This is a genomic window from Lacisediminihabitans sp. FW035, assembly GCF_054880895.1.
Genome location: NZ_CM142187.1, coordinates 3593454 through 3614039 on the forward strand (window position 1 = coordinate 3593454; position 20586 = coordinate 3614039).

17 protein-coding genes are annotated in these 20586 nt (G+C 67.2%); 2 read left to right on the plus strand and 15 right to left on the minus strand.

Annotated features, from left to right (window positions below; all coding sequences use genetic code 11):
- The 8 genes from ACVXZ4_RS17190 to ACVXZ4_RS17225 all read right to left on the minus strand — a co-directional run bounded on the left by ACVXZ4_RS17190 (position 1) and on the right by ACVXZ4_RS17225 (position 13422).
- Positions 1-1017, minus strand: coding sequence for an arabinan endo-1,5-alpha-L-arabinosidase (locus ACVXZ4_RS17190; protein ID WP_461796000.1), 1017 nt, complete (start codon positions 1015-1017; stop codon positions 1-3).
- The gene (locus ACVXZ4_RS17195; protein ID WP_461796001.1) at positions 1010-3628 is read right to left on the minus strand and encodes a family 78 glycoside hydrolase catalytic domain; all 2619 of its coding nucleotides are present in this window, start codon (positions 3626-3628) and stop codon (positions 1010-1012) included. The genes ACVXZ4_RS17190 and ACVXZ4_RS17195 overlap by 8 nt, the downstream gene beginning before the upstream one ends.
- Positions 3625-7662 (minus strand): hypothetical protein, encoded by a 4038-nt coding sequence (locus tag ACVXZ4_RS17200; RefSeq protein WP_461796002.1) that lies wholly within the window; start codon positions 7660-7662, stop codon positions 3625-3627. Before ACVXZ4_RS17200 ends, ACVXZ4_RS17195 begins: the two co-directional genes overlap by 4 nt.
- 93 nt (positions 7663-7755) lie before the next feature.
- Complete coding sequence (locus tag ACVXZ4_RS17205) at positions 7756-8628, minus strand: carbohydrate ABC transporter permease (RefSeq protein ID WP_461796003.1); 873 nt, start codon at positions 8626-8628, stop codon at positions 7756-7758.
- Positions 8625-9518: a carbohydrate ABC transporter permease gene (locus ACVXZ4_RS17210; RefSeq protein WP_461796004.1), complete on the minus strand. Its 894-nt coding sequence runs from the start codon at positions 9516-9518 to the stop codon at positions 8625-8627. The genes ACVXZ4_RS17205 and ACVXZ4_RS17210 overlap by 4 nt, the downstream gene beginning before the upstream one ends.
- 135 nt (positions 9519-9653) lie before the next feature.
- A complete protein-coding gene (locus ACVXZ4_RS17215) occupies positions 9654-10973 on the minus strand; it encodes an ABC transporter substrate-binding protein (RefSeq protein ID WP_461796005.1) in 1320 nt (439 codons plus the stop codon).
- A gap of 102 nt (positions 10974-11075) precedes the next feature.
- A complete protein-coding gene (locus tag ACVXZ4_RS17220) occupies positions 11076-12140 on the minus strand; it encodes a LacI family DNA-binding transcriptional regulator (RefSeq protein WP_461796006.1) in 1065 nt (354 codons plus the stop codon).
- A 187-nt stretch (positions 12141-12327) separates the two neighbouring features.
- Positions 12328-13422: an NAD(P)-binding domain-containing protein gene (locus ACVXZ4_RS17225; RefSeq protein WP_461796007.1), complete on the minus strand. Its 1095-nt coding sequence runs from the start codon at positions 13420-13422 to the stop codon at positions 12328-12330.
- Between the two features lie 168 nt (positions 13423-13590).
- On the opposite strand from ACVXZ4_RS17225, the gene ACVXZ4_RS17230 reads away from it, so the two are divergent.
- Complete coding sequence (locus ACVXZ4_RS17230) at positions 13591-13836, plus strand: DUF3073 domain-containing protein (RefSeq protein WP_185201869.1); 246 nt, start codon at positions 13591-13593, stop codon at positions 13834-13836.
- Between the two features lie 136 nt (positions 13837-13972).
- Here ACVXZ4_RS17230 and purM read toward each other — a convergent pair whose 3' ends face one another.
- Positions 13973-15067, minus strand: coding sequence for a phosphoribosylformylglycinamidine cyclo-ligase (gene purM, locus ACVXZ4_RS17235; RefSeq protein ID WP_461796008.1), 1095 nt, complete (start codon positions 15065-15067; stop codon positions 13973-13975).
- A 74-nt stretch (positions 15068-15141) separates the two neighbouring features.
- On the opposite strand from purM, the gene purF reads away from it, so the two are divergent.
- Positions 15142-16599, plus strand: coding sequence for an amidophosphoribosyltransferase (purF, locus tag ACVXZ4_RS17240; RefSeq protein WP_461796009.1), 1458 nt, complete (start codon positions 15142-15144; stop codon positions 16597-16599).
- Positions 16600-16609: 10 nt separating this feature from the next.
- On the opposite strand, the gene ACVXZ4_RS17245 is transcribed toward purF, so the two are convergent.
- From ACVXZ4_RS17245 to ACVXZ4_RS17270, 6 genes are all read right to left on the minus strand, one after another.
- Positions 16610-17587, minus strand: a complete 978-nt coding sequence (locus tag ACVXZ4_RS17245; protein ID WP_461796010.1) for a hypothetical protein — start codon at positions 17585-17587, stop codon at positions 16610-16612.
- Positions 17588-17594: 7 nt separating this feature from the next.
- Complete coding sequence (locus tag ACVXZ4_RS17250) at positions 17595-18197, minus strand: MerR family transcriptional regulator (RefSeq protein ID WP_461796011.1); 603 nt, start codon at positions 18195-18197, stop codon at positions 17595-17597.
- A gap of 201 nt (positions 18198-18398) precedes the next feature.
- Positions 18399-18779 carry a hypothetical protein gene (locus tag ACVXZ4_RS17255; RefSeq protein WP_461796012.1) on the minus strand — a complete coding sequence of 127 codons (381 nt, stop codon included), beginning with the start codon at positions 18777-18779 and terminating at the stop codon, positions 18399-18401.
- Positions 18776-19174: a sterol carrier family protein gene (locus ACVXZ4_RS17260; RefSeq protein WP_461796013.1), complete on the minus strand. Its 399-nt coding sequence runs from the start codon at positions 19172-19174 to the stop codon at positions 18776-18778. The genes ACVXZ4_RS17255 and ACVXZ4_RS17260 overlap by 4 nt, the downstream gene beginning before the upstream one ends.
- 31 nt (positions 19175-19205) lie before the next feature.
- On the minus strand, positions 19206-19679 hold the full coding sequence (locus ACVXZ4_RS17265; protein ID WP_461796014.1) for a nucleoside deaminase: 474 nt from the start codon (positions 19677-19679) through the stop codon (positions 19206-19208).
- Between the two features lie 20 nt (positions 19680-19699).
- Positions 19700-20581: an EamA family transporter gene (locus ACVXZ4_RS17270; protein WP_461796015.1), complete on the minus strand. Its 882-nt coding sequence runs from the start codon at positions 20579-20581 to the stop codon at positions 19700-19702.
- Between the last annotated feature and the right edge of the window lie 5 nt (positions 20582-20586).

Genomic DNA, 20586 nt, shown 5'->3' on the forward strand with positions numbered 1-20586 from the left:
TTACTGGAGCGGCGCGCCCATCACCGGCCAGCCGTTCGAGAATGTCACCGGACGGATGTTGAGAGTCTCCCTACCCGCATTGTTCGCATCGTAGAAGTGATACGCGAACCGCTTTGCGGTCCCATCGTCATACGCGTCTCCGCCGCCCGCCGCGACCTGCGGGCTGCTGCCCGTGAGCACCGTCGTGCCTCCGCCGCCGAGCATGTTGGTGCCGTTCTTGTCGAGGTAGGGCCCGGTGATGCTCGTCGATCTCCCGACGACCGTGTAATAGGTGCTGTTCACGCCGACGCAGCAGCTGCCCTTGGACCCGAAGAGGTAGTAGTAGCCGCCGTTCAGCATGATCGACGGGTTCTCGATCCCGGTCGCGAGTTTCCAGAGATTGTTGTCGGTGGTCGAGAGCTTTCCGGTTCCCGGCACGGTGACGTGGAGATAGGTGCCGTTCCATGAGCCCCAGGCTATGTATTGGGTGTTGTTCGGCCCCCATGCCACGTTCGGATCGATGGGGTAGTTGACATCGGTCACCATGCCCTGGTCGGTCCACGGCCCCTCGATGTTGGTCGCCGTGGCGAGTCCCATGACGGCAACGGTGTTCTGCCCCCAGATCGATGCGGCGTAGTAGAGATAGAACTTGCCGTTGTAGTAGTTGATGTCCGGCGCCCAGATGTTCGGCGGCGTCGACCCGAGCTTCGTCGTGATCCAGGCCGGCACCGAATTCCACACGGTGCCGAGGTAGGTCCACCCGCTCGCTCCTCCGGCGGCACAGGATTTGCGGATAGTCACCGAGCCATTGCCCGGGCCACCCTCGAACCCGGTGGAGAAGCCGTAGTAGCACGATCCGACCTTGATCACGCTGGGATCATGCATGTGAGTGTCGCCGGTGAGAGCGAATGCCGGGGGCGCGGCCGCCAGCCCGCCGAGCGTCAGGGCGACGCTGACGATGGCCGTGAGCATCCGTCGTCTGCGCCGCGGGCGCCCACTCTGTGCCACCTGGATGGGATTCTGCACTGATTCAGTCATGCGTCGAGACTCCTGTGTCTAGTTCGATTTCTGAAATGACGCAGGCGAAGCCCGCCGCGCCGGGGCCGATGTCGTGCCGGGCGCCGTCGGGCAACTGGACGATCGCGCGCGCGCCGGTGGGCACGACTACCTGCACAGACATCAGACCGTTTTCCACTCGCCAGTCGATGGCGGCGGGACCGTAGGGCGTCTCGAGCGACGCGTGGGCAGAGGTGATGCCGCCGCCCGGGTTCGGCCGGAACCCGATCGTGCGGTAGCCGGGATCGATCGGGCGGATGCCGGCGACCTCCCGGTGCATCCAGTCGGCGACCGCCCCGAAAGCGAAGTGGTTGAACGAGGTCATCTCCCCGGGGTTCACGGTGCCATCGGGCAGCAGGCTGTCCCAGCGCTCCCACACGGTGGTCGCGCCCATCGTGACCGGGTAGAGCCATCCGGGACAGCGGGTCTGCGTCAGCATTCCGTATGCCGTATCACGGTTGCCGGTCGAACTGAGGGCATCGAGCAGCACGGGCGTTCCGAGGAATCCGGTGGCGATCGTGGAGCCGCCGGCGATCACCAGTTCTGCCAGGCGGGCGCCGGCGGCGACCCGGTGAGCCTCGGTGGCGAACAGGCCGAACACGATCGCGAGTGCGTAGGCGGCCTGGGACTCGTCGAGCAGCCGGCCGTCAGATCCGATATACCGGTCGGCGAACGCCCGCGTCGCCTCGGCGGCCCGGGTACCGTAGAGATCGGCTTCGGCCTGCAGCCCGAGGAGGCTGGCCATGCGGGCCACGGCCTCCGTCGACCGCACGAGGTAGGCCGAGGCCACGAGGTAGCGGTCGGTGAGGCCGGCGGCCGGATCATCAGGCGGCGCGCTCGGATCGAGCCAGTCCCCGAGCTGGAACCCGCTGTCCCACACACCGTCACTGCCAACGAGCGACCCGATCAGGTCCACCCACCGGCGAGCGCTGTCGAACTGGTCTGCGAGGATCCGCTCGTCCCCGAAGTGCTCGTAGAGCACGACGGGTGTCAGGGCGACGACATCACCCCAGCCGGCACCGGGGCGGGCCGGTGTCCACATCTCCCCTCCCGGTATCGAGGGCACGAACCAGGGCACCGTGCCATCCGGGAGTTGCTCGGCAGCGACATCCGCCAGCCAGGAAACAAGCATCCCGGAGCAGTCGAAGAGGAAGGATGCGGTGGGCGCGAAGACCTGCAGGTCACCGGTCCAGCCCAGGCGCTCGTCGCGCTGGGGGCAGTCGGTGGGGATGTCGACGAAGTTGCCCCGCATGCTCCACACGACGTTCTCGTGTAGTCGGTTCAGCAGGCCGTCAGAGCACTCGAAGTATCCGGTGCGCTCGAGGTCGGAGTGATACACCCGCGCCACGACGTTGTCGGCGATCGGTCCTCCGGTCCACCCGGTGATCTCGGCGTAGCGGAAGCCGTGCAGGGTGAACCGCGGCTCCCACTCCTCGCCGTCGGTGTCGCCGCGGAGCACGTACTCATCGGTGGCCGTGGCCCCCCGGAGCGGCCGCGTCTCGAGCTCACCGTCCTGCAGGATCTCGGCATGGCGCAGCCGCAGTCGGGTTCCCGCCTCGCCTCGCACCCTGATGCGAAGCCGGCCGACCAGGTTCTGCCCGAAGTCCAGGATGCTCGCCCCGCGCGGCGACGTCGTCACCGTCAGCGGGGGAAGCTCCTGGGTGCAGCGAACCGGGGGGCCGGTCGGCGCGACGAGGGTCTGCGGATCGAGATCGAAGCCGACCGCGCCTTGCCAGGTCGAATCCGCGAATCCCGGCTCGGACCATCCGGGCACCTCGAGCCGTGCGTCATAGCGCTCCCCCTCGAGGAGGCTCGCCCGCCGGATCGGACCGCGAGCGACGCGCCAGCTCTCGTCCGTCGCGACGACGACGACCGAACCGTCATCGAGTGTGACCTCGAGTTGCGCGAGCAGCGCGACATCGTCGCCGTACAGGTCGGTGTGGCCGCCGTGGAACCCGAGACGACCGCGGTACCAGCCGTCGGCGAGATGAGCCCCGATGGCATTCGCGCCCGGACTGAGCAGGTCCGTCACGTCGTAGGTGCGGTAGCGGAGCCGGTGCGAATAGCTTGTCCAGCCGGGGGCGAGAGTCTCGTCGCCGACCCGTCGGCCGTTGATCTCCGCCTCGAAGTTGCCGTGCGCGGTGGCATAGAGCCTTGCTGACACAATCGGCCGATGCAGCGAGAATCCGGCGCGGATGAGCCAGGGTGCGGTCTCGCTGCGCGACTCGGGCACGAGCGCTGGCCCCACCGCGCTGGCCACCCAGTCGCCGGATGCCAGCAGTCCGGCTTCGACGGTAGCGGGCGCGCTCCACGCGCTCGGCTGGCCGTCTGCTCCCCAACAGCGAACGCGCACCTGCGCGCGCTGCCGGGACTCGAGTGACGCGAACGGCCAGTCGACCAACACCGATTCGGCGGAGTCCCGCAGTTCGGAACGGAGGCGCGTCTCGCCACGGACGAGCTCGAGCTGATATCGATCCTGCACCCAGCCCGCCGGCGCGGCCGTCTTCCAGCTCACGCGAGGGCGGGCCTCCCCGATGCCGAACGCCTCACGATGGTGCTCGAACGTCGGGGCCGCCACGATCACGTCGGTCACGCGGATGCCACGGCGGCAGTGCGATGACGCACAATGCGCACCGGCCCAAGGAGCCCGGCCCGCGTCTGCCCCTCGAACACCGCCGGGGTCGGCGAGGCGTGGTCGAGGTAGCCGGCGAGGGTGTTGCACACCGTTACCGCGATCTCGATCGGAGCATCCGCCGGCCGAGTAGAACGCGCGAGCACATCGGTGATGTCGAGTCGATAGGGGCTCCAGGCCAGCGCCCCGGCCGGAATCCCGTCGATCGCGACGGAGACGCTCCCTCGCACGGTGCCGAGATCGAGCGAGATGCGCTCGCCGGCGGCGGTCGACGGGCGTTCAGACGTCGCCCGATAGACCACCTCGCCGGCGAGGGCCGACAATCCGATCGCGGTCCAGTCGGCGAGCTCGGCGCACACCGCCACCGTCTCGACCTGCACGGCGCCTTCGAGAACCGCTCCGGCACGACGGCCGTCGCCGGGCACGAAGGTGAGTACCATCCGCTCGCCTGCCGTCGCGGGGTGGTCGAGTGCCACTCTGTCGGCCACCGGGTCGTATCGCCGCTCCCCCACCCGCGCCTCGAACGGCAGCTCGGTGGGAACCCGCACCGCGATCGCCCCGATCGGAAGCACGAAAGAGAGGTGTTGCGGCAGCCGATCCGCCACCGATCGTTCCGGCACGACATCGATGACGGTCCGGTCGTCATAGCGCGAGCTCTCGAGCCAGGCCGCGCGGGGAAGCGGATGGGGCTTGGCTTCGAGGCTGACGAAGCGGGGATCCTGCCACTGCTGCGTGCGCCGCCGGATCGCGGTGGGCACGCCGTTGCGGGAGGCGGTCCAGTGACCGGTGCCGGTCATCACACCGAGCCCGCCGAGGGACTCCGGCATCGAGTCGACGAGCACCGCGGGTCGACGGACGCCCTCGAGGGTACGAAGCACGACGGTGTTGTCACCGATGCGCAGAAGCCGCGCGAGATCGTACGGATGCAGGCGCCCGAATCGACGATCGGCATAGGGGTCGAAGTCGCTCTGCCGGCCGATCTCCTCCCCGTTGACGAAGACGGTGCAGGGCTGCTCTGAGCCGACCAGGATGCGCGAATCGGCCGGGATCGAGTCGATCGACCACTCCAGCGACACCTCCACAGTCGCCCGGTCGTCGGACTTCGTCACCGGCTCGAGCCACTCCGGACGGCGGAACGTCTCGACATCCCGCACGAGCGCGAAGGCGGCGCGCACCGTCTCGTCACGCTCGGCACGGAGCCAGATCTGGATGGCGTGCGGTCCCGGCGCGATCGGCGCCGTTCGGAGATACCCCTCGCCCTCGGTCTCGACGCGATCGCCGTCGATGAGCAGCACTGCGGCGGCGTTCGCGCCGACGGTGAGAGTGACGTCTGCCTCGGGAACAGTGAGCGTGGTGCGCACCGCGACCCACTGTCCGGCCACGACCTCCGGCCAGATCAGGAACTCCTCGGGCACGTAGCCCTTCGGGCCGAGGCTGTCGCCGTGCACCGGGTCCTGTTCGATGCCTCGGGAGAGCGACCAGCCGGTCTCCTTCCACTGGACGGCGCCGACAGCCCAGGGGGCGACATCCGCGGTGGTGAAGGGTCCCGTGCTGTCCGCGAACGGCCCGAAGGTGGCGGTGACCGGCTCGGACCGGTCGTCGTCACCGACCCGGTAGTCGAACTGCCACACCTCGATCGGGAGGATGCCGGTGCGGCTCGCTGCGGCGAAGTCACCGTGCGCGTTGTCGAGCAACGACCGCGCCTGGAGCGACCAGCCGGTGACCGGATGCTGCGCGCTCACCGCGCCGAGGGCGCTGCGGTCGGGCAGGGGGAGGTCCGCCCCGATCACGATTATGCTCACCGTGCCGTCCTCGAACGGTACGTCGAATGTCAGGGTGCTGCCATCGGTGCCAGGATACACCGCGCTGCGTCCGCCGGATCGCGGGTCCCACTGCTGCACCGACACCGGGGCGCTGCCTAGTCCGTGCACCCTGACCGACGCGACCCGGTCGGTCACCGGACGGAACTCGTAGCCGTGCTCGGTGATCTCCTGCCAGTAGGCGTCCCAGGTGGTCTCGATCCACTCGATCCCCGATCCGCCGCCCTTCACGATCGGCTGGGCGGTGCCGCTGATGTCATCGTGGGCGAACAGGGCGAGCACCCAACTGTCGCCGACCTTTCGAATCAGGTGGGGAACATCCGTCTCCACCCACACCTCGTGATGCCCGAGGAGCGGAACGACCTCCGCAGCCTCTGCGACAGTCGCGATGGTGCCGGCCGCGACCAACGCGCGGAATTCCTCCGCCTCCGCGGCACTGCCGCCGATGAACTGGTCGGGCACGGCGCCGACGAGGATGACCGTGCCGCCGGCTGCCGCGAAGCGGGCCAGAAGCACCCCGACCTCACCCCGCAGCATCCGGGCCGCCGGCACGATCACGTTGCGGAAGGTCTCGGTGCCTACGCGAAGCAGCGAGCCGTCGATGGTGGCGGAGGCGAGGGTGGCCTCGTCGTACACGTCGTAGTCGTGCCCGGAGACATCCAGGATCCCCGGCCGCTCGGCGTACCAGGCCGGTGTGCCATTGAGCTGCTGGTACAGGCGACCCACCTCGGTCGCATCCTCCAGGGCCCCGTCGATGGTGACATTCGCCTGCACCGTCGAGGTGGGGAAGACCAGCACCGTGTCGGCAACGTGCGTACCGGTGGTGAACAATTCGGACAGCCGCGACACCGCCCCGGAGAGGATGCCGTATTCCCTCCAGTACGGCTGGCGCCAGCAGGTCGAGGGCGGGGCCCACTCCCACCAGCCGCCCGCGGTGCTGTAGTAGACGGCGTGGGGGTTGTAGAGGGTCGCTCCCCGCCGCAGGAACGGGGCGAGCCAGTCGTAGGTCTCCTCGAGGGTTCCGCCCCAGCCGGAGGAGTGGAACGCCTCGAGCCAGGTGCGCGGCTTGCCCCCGGCGTGGGCGAGGGAACTGTGGATCTTCGAGTCGCCCCAGTGGTCGCTTCCCGGAGCGCCGTAGTCGGCGTGCAGCTGGAGGTAGTCCCCGTACAGGCGGGTGGCGCCCGCCGGATCACCCTCGCGAGCGGGACTCTGCTGGTCGAACCCGCAGATCAGCCCCTCGGAATCGAACCACTCGCCGAGCGGGGTGAAGGTTGCCCGGTCGGCGAGACGCGCCCGATGCTCGTTGAACTGGCGTCGCAGGGTCGACTCGGCGGGGCGCCCCCAGAGGTTGGGAAGCGGATCGTCCCAGAGCGCCCCGAGCCACTGCCGCGGGTCGTACCCGTACTCCGCGGTGAAGGTGGACCGGAACTGCGTCGACCAGGTCGGCATCGCCGGCAGTTCGTCCTGGAAGAATCCGACGATCACCGAGCGGAACCACTGGCCGGCCCGCCGGCGGAACTCGCCATGCACGGTGTCGATGAGGGCGGCGGATGCCTCGGGGTTGAAGTAGTCGAACCCCCGGGTCTGCGCGTAGACCAGCGTGAGGGTGCCCTCCGACGCATCCGTCGTCGCCGTGTCACCGACGATCGGGGCGACTGTCGCCGTCGCCCCATCCGGGCTGACGACATAGGCGACGATCGGCTCGGAGCCGAAGGGAGCGGCGAGGCTGCGGGCAGACCCCTCACCGAGGGCCGACTGCACCCGGCCGAGCGACTGGCCGGCCCACTCCGGATGCTCGGTGATGAGCTTGCCCTGCAGGTTTGCCCCCGAGAATCCGATCTGGTCGTACGGCCAGAACTTGAACCCGAGCTCGTCAGCGTCCTGACACAGGCCGAGGAAGAGCTCCCACCAGGCCTCACTCATGAACGGCGGGTCGTCGGCGAGCGAGCCGTACAGCGGACCGGTCGGGGCGAGGTTGAGGATCACCGCCTGCGACACCCCCTGCGAGACGAGCTGCTCCATCTGCCAGCGCAACCGCTCGCGCGTGAGCTTCGCGCCGCTCCACCACCAGATCGGCACCGGGCCGAAGCGCGAGGCATCCGGTTCGGCGAAGCGGGCTGCCAGCGTGGCTGCCTCCGCGGAGGGCGTTCCTGGTGCCGGGGTGACGTTGTGCATGAGAGCTTCCTGGTCGGTTGTGGCAGTACGAAGAGACGGTCGGCCCCTCCCTGGGGAGAGAGCCGCCGGGGGTGCGGCGGGGTGCGGCTGTCGTCAGCCCTTCACGGATCCCGCCGTCAGTCCCTTCATCACGCGCTGGTTGAGAAAGAGGTAGAGCACGAGGGTGCCGAACACGTTGATGCAGATCGCCGCGAACAGCGGCCCGTAGCTCACGTCGCCGAACTGGCCGGTGAAGTTGAGGAGTCCGAGCTGGATGGTGCTCAGCTGGTTGTCGGTCGTGAAGGTGAGAGAGATGAGCAGGTCGTTCCAGATGAAGAAGAACTGCACGAGCGCGACGGTGAAGACCGCATTGCGCACCATCGGGAAGCCGATGAACCAGAACGACCGGATCACGCTCGCCCCGTCGAGTGTCGATGCCTCGAACACCTCCCGCGGAACCGCACGGAAGTAGGTTGCCATCATGAACACCGTGAGCGGGAGTCCCGTCGCGGTGTAGGTGATGATCAGTGGCCAGAGAGTGCCGGAGAGGCCGAGCTTGAAATAGGCGGTGAAGAGCGGGAGCAGGATCATCTGGCCGGGCACCATGATGCCGAACAAGAAGATGAGGAGCACCCGGTTACGCCCCTTCCACACCAACACCTCGAGTGCGAAACCGGCGGCGACCCCGAGCACGATGATGAGGAACAGCGAGGGGATCGTCGCGAGCAGGCTGTTGCGCACGAAGGTGCCGACGTTGCCGGTCGTCCAGGCCTGCACGTAGTTGTCGAGATCCCAGGACTGGGGAAGCGACCAGGTCGGTTGAGTCAGGAATTCGGATTGCGTCTTGAACGATCCGAGCAGCAACCAGACCAGCGGATAGATCTCGACGACCAGCAGCACGGCGATCAGGATGCGCGCCGGCACGCTGCGAACGAATCGACGCACCGTGCGGCGGCGCGCTGTCGCACTCATTGGGGCGGCGCTCATCGGAATTCTCCCTGCGAGGAGTTGCGTCTGGTGCCCCGGAAGATGAAGAGGGTCACTCCGAGACAGAGGATTGTGAGGAGGAGCGCGATCGTGCTTCCGTAGCCGTACTGGCCGTAGGCGAAGGAGGTCTGGAACATGTAGAGGGTGAGTGGGGTGGTGGCATCCGCCGGTCCTCCATTGGTGAGCGCGACGATCGAATCGAAGACCTTGAGGGTGCCGTTGATGCTGAAGATCGCCGAGGAGATCAGCACCGGTGCCGAGAGGGGCAGCACGATATGGCGCACGAGACCCCAGCCCTTCGCCCCGTCCAGCCGGGCGGACTCGAGGATGTCGTCGGGGATGTCGACGAGACCCGCGTAGAGCAGCACGGCGTAGAAGCCCATAGACCGCCAGAGATCCATCAGCACGAGCACCCAGAACGCGTGGCCGGCATCGCCGAACCAGTCGATCGACGGGATGCCGAACACATTGAGGAACTCGTTGACCAGGCCGTTCTGCGGCGCGATCGCGAACATCTTCTGGAACAGCAGGGCCACGGCGACCGTGGGCAGCACCACGGGGAAGAACACGAGGGTGCGCACGATGCTCGAGGACTTCTTGAGCACGAATACATAGAGCAACGCGAGCAGGTAGCCGAGCACCACCTGGCCGACGGAGATCACGAGCGCGTACCGCACCGTGAACCAGAGAGCCTTGCCGATTCGGGGGTCCCCCCACAGCTCCACGAAGTTGCTCACCCCGGTGAAGGTGAACCCCGTGAGTGCATTGCCGCTGAAGAACGTGTAACCGAGCGACCACAGCATCGGCACCAGCATGACGAGCGTGTAGACCAGCAGTGCCGGGCCGAGCAGGATCGCGATGGACCGGCGATCCCCGAGAACTTGTTTCATAGCCTTCTTCGTATCCCCTCGTGTGCGCCCGTGGCCGGGCGGTGGAAGGCGGCGGTGCCATTGGCGCCGCCGCCTTCGACCTGGTGCCGGCCGGTGACGTCCGGCAGGTCAGTCATCGACTCGGTATGGACCGATCTACTGGCTCCCGAGGTCTGCCTGGACGGACGCCATGAAGTCCTTCGCCGACATGGCCCCGGTCACGAGCGGTGCGGCCCCGTGCTGGCTGGTCGTCGTGGCCTTGACGCTGAACAGCGCCTCGAACCACAGCGTGGAGACCGTCGTCTTGGCGATGGTGTCCTGCACGACCTTCGTGAGCGGTGGCACCGTTCCGGAATCACCGTTGACCTTGAAGCCGGTGATCGCTCCCTGGTCCTTGAGGGATGCAGCCCCGAAGTTGGCGCTGATGCACTTGAGCCAGGCACCGACCTTCGGGTTGTAGGACTTCGCCGAGACCGCGATCGGAAGGCCGACGTTGGCCGGGATCTGGTCTGCCGAACCCTTGCCACCGGCAACGGTGGGCAGCGGCATGAATCCGACATTGTCGGCACCGATGAGGTTCTGCTTCGGGTCGTTCATCGAGGGGAGTACCCAGCTGCCCATATAGAGCATCCCGGCCTTTCCGGTGAGGAACTGAGAGACCCCGGTGGCGTAGTCGATCGAGCCGACTCCCTCTCCGAAGTAGCCTGCCTTCCCGAGGTCGGCCACGGCCTGGGCGGCCTTGACGTACTCCGGATCGGTGAGCTTCGCTTTGCCGTCGGCGACATCCTTCAGGGCATCCGGTCCGAGTTCGCGATAGAGGTATCCGCTGATCAGACGCGTGATGGGCCAACCTTCGACCCCGGATGCCGAGAACGCCGTCACTCCGGAGGACTTCAGCTTGCCGGCCGCAGCGACCATCTCATCCCAGGTCTTCGGAACGGCGATGCCCTCGTCGGCGAACATCTTCTTGTTGTACCAGATGCCTTCGACGTTGAACTGGTACGGCAGCACGATGAACTTGCCGTACAGGTTGTTGATGGTCGAGACGGCGGCGGGCTCGATGTTGTCGTAAGCGCCGAGGTCTTTCAGCGTCTTCGTCAGGTCGAGGGTTTGGCCCGACTTGTCGAGGGACTTCGTCTGGGCCGGTGCCCCTCCGGCCGCGAACTGGGCGGGGAGCGCATTCTGCCCACCGAGGAGCTGCAGCTTCTGGTCGAGTCCCGCCTGCGGCACCGTCTGGGTGTCGTACGGAAGCGCGGTGTTCTCGGTCTTGCACTGGTTGGTGCTCAGGGCCTTGAGCTCCTGGGGCACCCCGGTGTTGTCGGCATTGATGAGCATGCTGAACTTCGTGGCTCCGGCCGTGGTGCCGCTCGGGGTGGCGTTGCCGCTGCATCCCGCGAGTAGGGCCGTCGTCGCGATGATCGCTGCGACCGTTGTGAGCGCCTGCCTGCTGTGGCGGCGCGCAAGTCGAGTGTGCAAATTTCCTCCTTGAAATTGTGACCTTGGCGCAAGAATGAAGCGCTTCAATGGACGAACATATTCGTGCCGCCGGAGGATGTCAAGCACAGCGGAACCTCCGCCTTACGCTCGCGAGATCGTCGGCACCGCGGTGCTTTCGCGAATCACCAGGGTCGGCTGCAGCACGAGAGTGCGATGGGAATGCTCCCCGGGCAGGGCCGCGATCTCTTCCAGGAGCAGTGATGTCGCCTGCTGCCCCATCTCGTGGCCGGGAGGCTGGACGGTGGAGAGCGGCACCGGTCCGCTCACGGCCGACCGGTTGTTCTCGCAGCCGATCACGGAGATGTCACCGGGCACGCTGAGCGCGCCGGACGCCATGATCCGCTGGATCAGGCCGTTGCCGATGGCATCGGTCACCGCGATGACGCCGTCGGGGATCTCGCCCGGCGAGCGCTCGAGGAGGGCGGCACCGATCCGTTGCCCGTCTTCGTGCTCGAGGCCTCCGGAGTCGATCTCCTCCACCGTCACCCGGCCGTCCGACTCCGCGACTGCGCGCTTCACGCCGAGCCGTCGGTCGTGCACGGGCTGGTAGCTGTCGTGTCCGGCGATGAAGGCCAGCCGGGTGCGACCCGACTCGATGAGGTGCTGCGCGGCGAGGTATCCGACCCTCTCGTTGTCGACGAGCACCGCGCAGCAGTCATCGTCCTTCGGCGAATATCCGAGGAGCACGATCTGGCGCCCGTGGGCCCGCATGCGCCGGATGCCGGCCGACGAATCCTCCATCGGGGCGAGGAGCACCCCCGCCACCCGCGCCTCGTCGAAGAGGTCGAGGTAGTCCTCCTGCTGCTGCAGATCGCACGCGGCATTACCGAGCAGGAGGCTGAGCCCCGCCGCCTTGGAGCCCTGCTGGGCGCCGTGCACCATGTCGATGAAGAGGGAGTTCTCGATGTCGGCGAGCACGAGGCCGAGACTCCGGCTGGAGCCGGCGGCCAGCGCCCGCGCGGCGTCGTTGCGCACGAAGCCGAGTTCGTCGATCGACGATCGCACGCGCACCGCCGTTGCGGGCATCACCTTCTCGGGATGATTGAGCACGTTCGACACCGTGCCGAGCGAGACGCCGGCGTGGTGGGCCACGTCCTGCATGCTCGGATTTGCCCGGCTGATGGGTCGGGGCGTCACCTGCGTCATCGGCTGGCTCCCTCCGGGCACAGGCGGCACGTTCGTTCTGGGGAAATGATACGACCTGCCCGGCATCGCCACCGAATACCGTTCCCCCACCGAAAACGCAGGACATTCGCCCTGAAAGGGGCCCTTCCGCGGCGAATCGCCCCATTTGGTGGCGAATCTCCTGCGTTTTCGGAGAGAGGCGGGGCCGCTAGAGGTTCGAGAGCAGGGCGACAACCTGCCGGGCGATCTGTCGCCCGGCCCGATTCGCCCCGATAGTGCTCGCCTGAGGTCCATACCCGGCGAAGAATATACGGCCATCCTTCCACGACGAGCCGGCACCGACGGTGATTCCACCCTCCTTCTCGCGCAGCTTGAGCGGAGCGAGATGGCGCAACTCCGGGCGGAATCCCGTGGACCAGACGATCGCATCCGCCGGCTGGAATGTGCCGTCCGCCCAGCGCACACCATCCGCTTCGATCGAGGAGAACATCGGTTTGGCCACCAGGGTGCCCCGCTCGATGCCGGCCTGAATGCGGCGAGTGCGTGGCACGCCGGTGCCGCTCACGATGCTCGGCAGAGCGCGCCCACTGCGAGCAGCCTCGTCCTGCGCCGCTACCGCCGCCGCCCCCGCCTCCATGTTCAACTCGCCCTCGTCGAGGAATTCGATCGGTCGACGCGACACCCAGGTGAGGCTCTCGGCGGTGCCTTCCAGCTCGAGCAGGAAGCCGATCGCCGAAGTGCCTCCGCCCACGACCACCACGTTCTGCCCTTCGAAGTCCGCGGCGGAGTCGTAGTCCGTCGTGTGCACGTGCCGCCCGGTGAAGTCATTGAGGCCGGGGTACCAGGGGATGAACGGGGATCCCCAGGTCCCCGTCGCGTTGACCACGACATCCGTCTCGAGTTCGCCGGAGTCCGTGCCGCTCTCGAACCCGACGACGAGGTCGGTGCCGCGGTTGAACACACGCCTCACATCGACCGGCCGCCGCACCTGCAACTCGAAGTGCTCTTCGTAACGGGCGTAGTACTCGGCGACGACATCCTTCGCCGGTCGGGTGCGATCGGCGGTGTCGAAACTCACGCCCAGTTCATCCATGCCCGGAAGGTCGTTGATGTGGTGAGCGGAACCGATGCGGAGCGCCTCCCAGCGGTGCTGCCAGGCACCTCCCGTGCCGGGGCCACGGTCGAGGACCACGAAGTCCGACCCCGGTTCGAGACCGAGTCGCTTGAGGTAGAACGAGACGGAGAGGCCAGCTTGTCCCGCGCCGATCACCACGACCGAGGGGGAGCCAGGCGAGGACGTCACGCGTCTACGTTAGCCGCCGTTGAGAGGCCGGATAGCGGACGCGGCCACCTCTCGCGTGCATGCTAAAGTTGGGCTTTAGTTTTTAGTTCCCTATTTGGTCAATCCCGGGCAGCTGTTCGCCAGTTGAGGCTCCGTTCGTCCGGGCAGGAATCGTGAGGGGGTCAAGCCATGGGGCGCGGCCGTCAAAAAGCAAAGCACACCAAGGTGGCTCGTGAGCTGAAATACTTCAGCCCGGACACCAACTACAACGCGCTCGAACGCGAACTCACGCATCCCGTCACCGGTGCCCCGATCGATCCGAAGCTCGAGGAAGACCTCGAGAAGTGGCCGGAGTTCAGCGCGACCGCCTATTCACCGGATGTCTCCGGTTTCTCCGAAGACGAGTACGAGTCGGATCAGAACAAGACCGCGTAGCACCTCCCTCGCTCGACCACCTCACGTTTTTCTCACCACCTCCGTGTTCACACACGACGGCGGTCGCAAAAACGGTAGGTGGTAGAGACGGTGGGTCGCAAAAACGGTAGGTGGTAGAGACGGTGGGTGGGCGCGGTCAGTCGCGGTAGCGGCCGACTAGGCGCACGGCTCCGCCGTCGACGCCTTTGGCGCCCTGCTCGAACCCGGTGATGTCGTGCGGGGTCGTCGAGACGACCCCGATGGTCCACGCCGGGATCCCCGCCGCCGAGAGGCTGGCGACGACCGCGTCCACAGCGGCTGCCGATACGACCGCGATCATGCCGACTCCGAGGTTCCAGGTGCCCTCGGTCTCCTCGAGAGTCATCGAGCCCCAGTCCGCGAGGACGCGGAACACGGCGGACGGCGACCACGTGCTGCGCTCGAGCTCGACCCAGCTGCCAACGGGCAGCACGCGCGCGAGGTTGGCGGCGATGCCCCCGCCCGTCACGTGGCTGAGTGCATGGACCGCGCCCGGGGCATCCGCCAGCAGCGAGAGCAGCGGGGAGGTGTACAGCCGGGTGGGCTCGAGCAGCATTTCGCCGACGAGGCCCCCGAGCTCCTGGGACCGATCGAGGTACGAGATATCGGCCTGGCGGATGACGCGGCGCACGAGCGAATACCCGTTGGAGTGCAGGCCGGATGATTCGAGCGCGACCACCACGTCGCCATCCGTCACCAGGTGGGCGCCGAGCTGCGCGCCGGCCTCGACAGCGCCCGTGGCAGCCCCCGCGACGTCGTAGTCGTCGGGCCCGAGAAGTCCCGGATGCTCGGCGGTCTCGCCCCCGACGAGGGCCGTTCCCGTCTCGCTGCAGCCGCGGGCGATGCCGGCCACGATGTCGGCGATGCGGCTCGGAACCACCTTGCCGCAGGCGATGTAGTCGGTCATGAACAGGGGTGTGGCGCCGACGACGACGATGTCGTCGACGACCATGCCGACGAGGTCGACGCCGATCGTGTCGTGCTTGTCGATGGCCTGCGCGATCGCGACCTTTGTGCCGACACCGTCGGTGGATGTCGCGAGCAGCGGCCGCTCGAAGGACGTGAGGAACGACACATCGAAGAGCCCGGCGAACCCTCCGACTCCGCCGACGACCCGGGGTCCGTGGGTAGCGGAGACCGCCGACTTCATGAGTTCGACGGCCAGGTCTCCAGCCGCCGTGTCGACGCCCGCTTCGGCGTACTTGTCGGCCATTCATTGTCCGTTCGTAAAGCGTGAAAGACTGGAGTAAATCACCCCCAACTCTACGGTCTGGAGTCTCACCGCGAATGTGCGGCATTGTCGGCATCGTTTCTTCGGAACCCGCCAACCAACAGGTCTACGACAGCCTCCTGCTCCTGCAGCACCGGGGCCAGGACTCCACCGGCATAGCCACCGCCGAGGGCCGAACCTTCCACATGGTGAAGGCGAAGGGCCAGGTGCGCGAGGCGTTCCGCACGCGTGACATGCGTGCCCTGCCAGGCAATATGGGCCTCGGGCACTGCCGTTATGCCACCAAGGGCAGCGCCGCCAATGAGGAAGAAGCCCAGCCGTTCTATGTGAACGCGCCCTACGGCATCGTGCTCGTGCACAACGGCAATCTCACCAACACGCGCGAACTCACCGAAGAGCTCTTCCACATCGACCGCCGTCACCTCAACACGAGCTCCGACACCGAACTTCTAGTGAATGTGCTCGCCCACGAGCTTCAGGAACAGGTCACCGGCCTCGACCTCGACCCCGACCAGATCTTCGCGGCCGTCGAGCGTGTACACGAGCGCGTCGAGGGCTCCTACGCCACGATCGCGATGATTCCGGGATACGGCCTGCTTGCGTTCCGCGACCCCTTCGGCATCCGCCCGCTCGTGCTCGGCAAGCGGGCACGCGGATTCGTCGGGGACGACTGGATCGTGGCATCCGAGTCCCTCGTGCTCGAGAGCGGCGGCTACGAGATCGTGCGCGACATCGCGCCGGGAGAGGCCGTGTTCATCGCCCTCGACGGCGAGATGACCTCCCGCCAGTGCGCCAAGAACCCGACGCTGGTGCCGTGTTCTTTCGAGTACGTCTACCTCGCCCGCCCCGACTCGATCATGAACGGCATCTCGGTCTACGACGCCCGCCTGCGTCTCGGTAACCGCCTGGCCGACACGATCGCGCAGTACACGCCGCGCGGCGACATCGACGTCGTCATGCCGATCCCGGATTCCTCCCGCCCGGCTGCGATGCAGGTGGCCCAGAAGCTCGGGATCGAGTACCGCGAGGGCTTCTATAAGAACCGTTATGTCGGCCGCACCTTCATCATGCCCGGGCAGGCCGAACGCAAGAAGTCGGTGAAGCAGAAGCTGAATGCGATGGGATCAGAGTTCCGCGGCAAGAACATCCTGATCGTTGACGACTCGATCGTGCGCGGCACCACCTCGAAGGAAATCGTGCAGATGGCCCGCGAGGCCGGAGCGAACAAGGTCACCTTCACCTCGGCCGCGCCACCCGTGCGTTTCCCGCACGTGTACGGCATCAATATGCCGTCGCGGCAGGAGTTGATCGCCCACAACCGCAAGATCCCGGACATCAACCGCGAGATGGGGAGCGACTACCTGATCTACCAGGAGGTCGCGGACATGCAGGCGGCTATCCTCGAGGGCTCGAATGTCGAGGCGCTGGAGATGAGCTGCTTCACCGGCGACTACGTCACGGGCACCGTCACCCCGGAGTATCTCGCGTGGGTGGAGCGCACGCAGCTGAGCTGAGGCGTGGCGCTCACACGGCGACCGGGTGGCCCGGTGCCCGGCGCCCACGGGCGACGATCGTCGCGATGACCACCGCGGCCGCGAGAAACAGGGCGAGCGAGACCGTCGTGATGGCGGCATTCGGATGCACGATCGATTCTCCCGAGAGCGCTTGCACGGTGAGCACTGCGAGCACCCCCAGGTAGAGCACCGCCAGCACGACGAGCACGCCAAGGCGCGTGCGCACGTCTCGCAGCGCGGGCAGGCGGTGGCCGAGCAGCTCGACGAGCACCGCCACGATCGGGATCACCTGCATCGCGTGCATCCCGACGAAGTGCGGGATGCGCAGATCTCCGGCCACGGTGCTCCAGCCGAGCAACGGGAGGCCCGGACCCCCGTCGGCGAGACCCACGGTGTGGGCGCCGGCGATGCCCTGGAAATTCGAGAGCTGGGCTGAGGTCGGGCTCGTCATGAGGAACGCGAGGCCCATGCCGATCACCGCGATGAGGAGGCCGGAGCGAATGGCGAAGCTGCGAGCCCGATCGCCGAGATCAGCACGGAACAGCAGAACGGCAACGAGGATGGTGGCGCTCCAGACGATCACGATCGACACCGCCATCGTGCCCCAGACGGCCGTCGAGAACGGGGTGGAGACGTTGAAATGGCTCGTCGTGTCGGCGAAGGCGGCGCCGTAGATCACGACCATCTCGACGGCGAGGAAGACGGCCGCGATGGTTCCGGCCCACCAGGCGAGCCGGCGCGCACGCTGTAGCTGGCCGAGAAGCCAGGAGAGGGTCACGCTGTAGATGAAGACGGAGAGTGCGAACTTGAGCGGCTTCGCCCAGAGTGGCATCCCCGTGATCGTGCGGTGGTCGACGACCAGCCCGACGAGGGCGATGACCGCGAGCGAGATCATGCCGAATGAGAGCAAGAGCAGCGGACGGTGCCAGCCGAAGCGGGCGATAACGGAGGCGGGTGGGGCGTCGATCGTGCGGGTCATGATGGTCATTCCTCCTTCAGGAATATCGTTGCGAGGTGGTGTGCTCCTGGGCAGCACGGCGCAGCCCCGAGATCAGTGCGTCGCCGAGTACGGTGCCGACGACGACGGTTTCGGCTTTCGCGGCCCGGTCGGGGCGCGCGTCGATCTCGTCGAGGTCGGCGGCAGCGATGAGCAGCGCGGCCTCGGCGTAGCGGGCGAACCAGCCCCGGTCATCCGTCTGCCCAACGGCGCGGAAGGCGGAGAGCACGCGGGCTGAGGCGAGTCGACCGGGGTTGCCGGGAGACACGTGCCAACCGTGTAACAGTTCGTCGATGCGGGCAAGGTCTGCCGGGTCGAGCTCGTCCGGAGCGATGGCAATCGACACGGAATGTTGCGCCACCTCGAAGGTCTCGGGCAGCGAGGCATCCGAATCGATCGCCTCGAGCACGCTTCGAGCGGATGCCACGCTGAGACCGCCGACGTCGATGAGGGCTCGGATGAGGCGGAGCCTGTCGAGGTGCGCGCTGCCATACCGAGCCTGGTTGGCCGTCTCGCTCTCGCCGGCCGGCATCAGCTTTTCGCGCAGGTAGTACTTGATCGTCGCAACGGGGACGCCACTTGTACTGCTGAGTTCGGCCATTCGCATACGGATAGTATAACTATCCGATAGTGCCACTATCTAGTGGCACTTTCCGCGGCGGTCACCGAAAACGCAGGAGATTCGCCACCAAAGAACTCTTTCCGCCGCGAGAGGGCGCCTTTCGTGGCGAATCTCCTGCGTTTTGGGAGGGGCGCGACGGAGAGGGGCACGACGGGGAGGGGCGCGACGGGGAGGGGACCGTCAGGAGGCGGGCTCGTCGGGGAGGGCGTCGACCGTGGTGCGCTCGGCCATCGCCGTGCGGGCGCGGCGCTTGAACGAGGCATCCAGCACGATGGCGACGACGGCGCCGATCACCACCCCCGTCGGAACACCGAAGATGAGGAAGTAGCCGAAAAGCGCACCGAAACCGACAGCCGGGTCTGAGGGGAACGACGCCGTGAGGATGAAGGTGGCGACAGCCCCGAGTCCCGCTCCGATGATGAGGAAGCGCGAATAGCGCGGGATCCGACGAACCGTGACCTCGGTCTCGACGATGGACCGCGCGGGCTCCGAAGCCACCCCATCGGGAGAGGGCGACGCGGATTCGGACCGGCCCGGTTCTGGCTCAGGATCGGGGGTCATGTGTCCATTGTCCCTGACGCTTCCGGGGTATCCGCCCCATCCCAGAGGAGTGGCAGGTACGCGGAGAGGTCGGCGCGGGATCCGGATGCCGCGATGCGGCCGTGCTCGAGCGCGTGTGCCCACTCGGTACCCCCGGTCGCGATCGCGAGCCAGGTGAGCGCGTCGGTCTCGACGACATTCGGCGGTGTTCCCCGGGTGTGACCGGGACCCTCGATGCACTGCACGGCGCCGAAGGGCGGCACGCGCACCTCCACGGAGTTGCCCGGAGCGCCGTCCGCCAGCACCTGAAGCAGATAGCGCACCGCGGTCGCCTCGGTGTCGCGGTCGGCGACCGTTGCGAGCGCGCGCTCCACGGCGTCGCGGCCGGCGTCATCCGGAATGCGTACTTTGGCCATGCTCCAACGGTAGTGGCGGCACTACGGCCCGTCAGCCCCACATCCCGTCGTGCACCTCGACGGCGCCCGCCACAGCGATGGGACCCAGCACTTCGATAGCCGAGCCGCCGCGGGCGAAGACCTCGCGGCTGGACAGATCGAGGGTGAGCACCCCGGATGCCTCGCTCACCAGCTCCACCAGGGCATGGCCCGACAGCGCGAACACCACGCGACCGATGCCCGCCCAGTAGATCGCACCGGCGCACATCGCGCAGGGCTCGGTGCTCGTATACACCGTGCTCGACGCGAGCACTTCGGTGCCGAGGGATGCCGAGAACCGCACGAGATTCGTCTCGGCATGCCCGGTGGGATCGTTGGTCGTCGTCACCGAGTTCATCGCCTCGACGACGGCGCCGTCGGCGGTCACGAGCACGGCCCCGAACGGATGATCGCCCCTGGCCCGCGCGTCACGCGCGAGCTCCACGGCGCGACCCAGATGGAGGAGGTCTGTCGGAGAAGCGTCCATCTGCCGAACCTAGTGGCTCGTCACTCGGTGACGAAGGTGGGCGCGCGCGGCCGGAAATTCACGACCGCCGCCGCGAGTCCACCGAGCATGATCGCTCCCCCGATGAGCTCGCTGCCGGTCGGCCTCTCGGCGAAGACCGCCCAGGCCGCGAGGATCCCGATCACCGGCACGAGCAGGGTGAAGGGCACGACGGCGCTGGTCGGGTAGCGGGCGAGCAGTGAATTCCAGATCGTGTAGGCCACGAGGGAAGCCGCGACGGCGGTGTACAGGGTGCTCAGGATCGCGGCGAGCGAGAGATGGGTGAGCGAATCGCCCACCGCCTGCGGGCCATCCACCAGCAGGGCGAGTGCCAGCGACGGAATCGGCACCACGAGCCCCGACCACACGACAAGCGAGAGTCCGGATGCCGCGCGGGCCCGCCGCGACAGCACGTTTCCGATCGCCCAGGAGAGAGCCGCGAGCAGGGTGATCACGAGTGGCAGCCAGGGTGCCGCATAGGTGTGGCCGATCACGACGACCGCCAGACCGATCATGCCGATCACGATCCCCACGAGTTGGCGCCGGGTGGGATGCTCGCGAAGAAGCAGCGACGAGACGATCACCGAGAAGACGATCTGGGTCTGCAGCAGCAGGGATGCGAGGCCAGGCGGCATGCCGAGCGAGAGAGCGAGGTACAGGAGCGTGAACTGGCCGAGGCTGAGAAAAACGCCGATCAGGAGGATGTTGCGCCACCCGATCGCGGGTGGCCGGATGAAGAAGACAGCGGGGATGGCCACCAGCACGAACCTCAGCGCGAGGAAGACGAGCGGGGGCACATCCACGAGGCCGAGGTCGATTGCCACGAAGTTGAAACCCCAGATCACCACGACCAGGAGGGCGAGCAGGGTGTGGCGGGGAGTCATCCGCC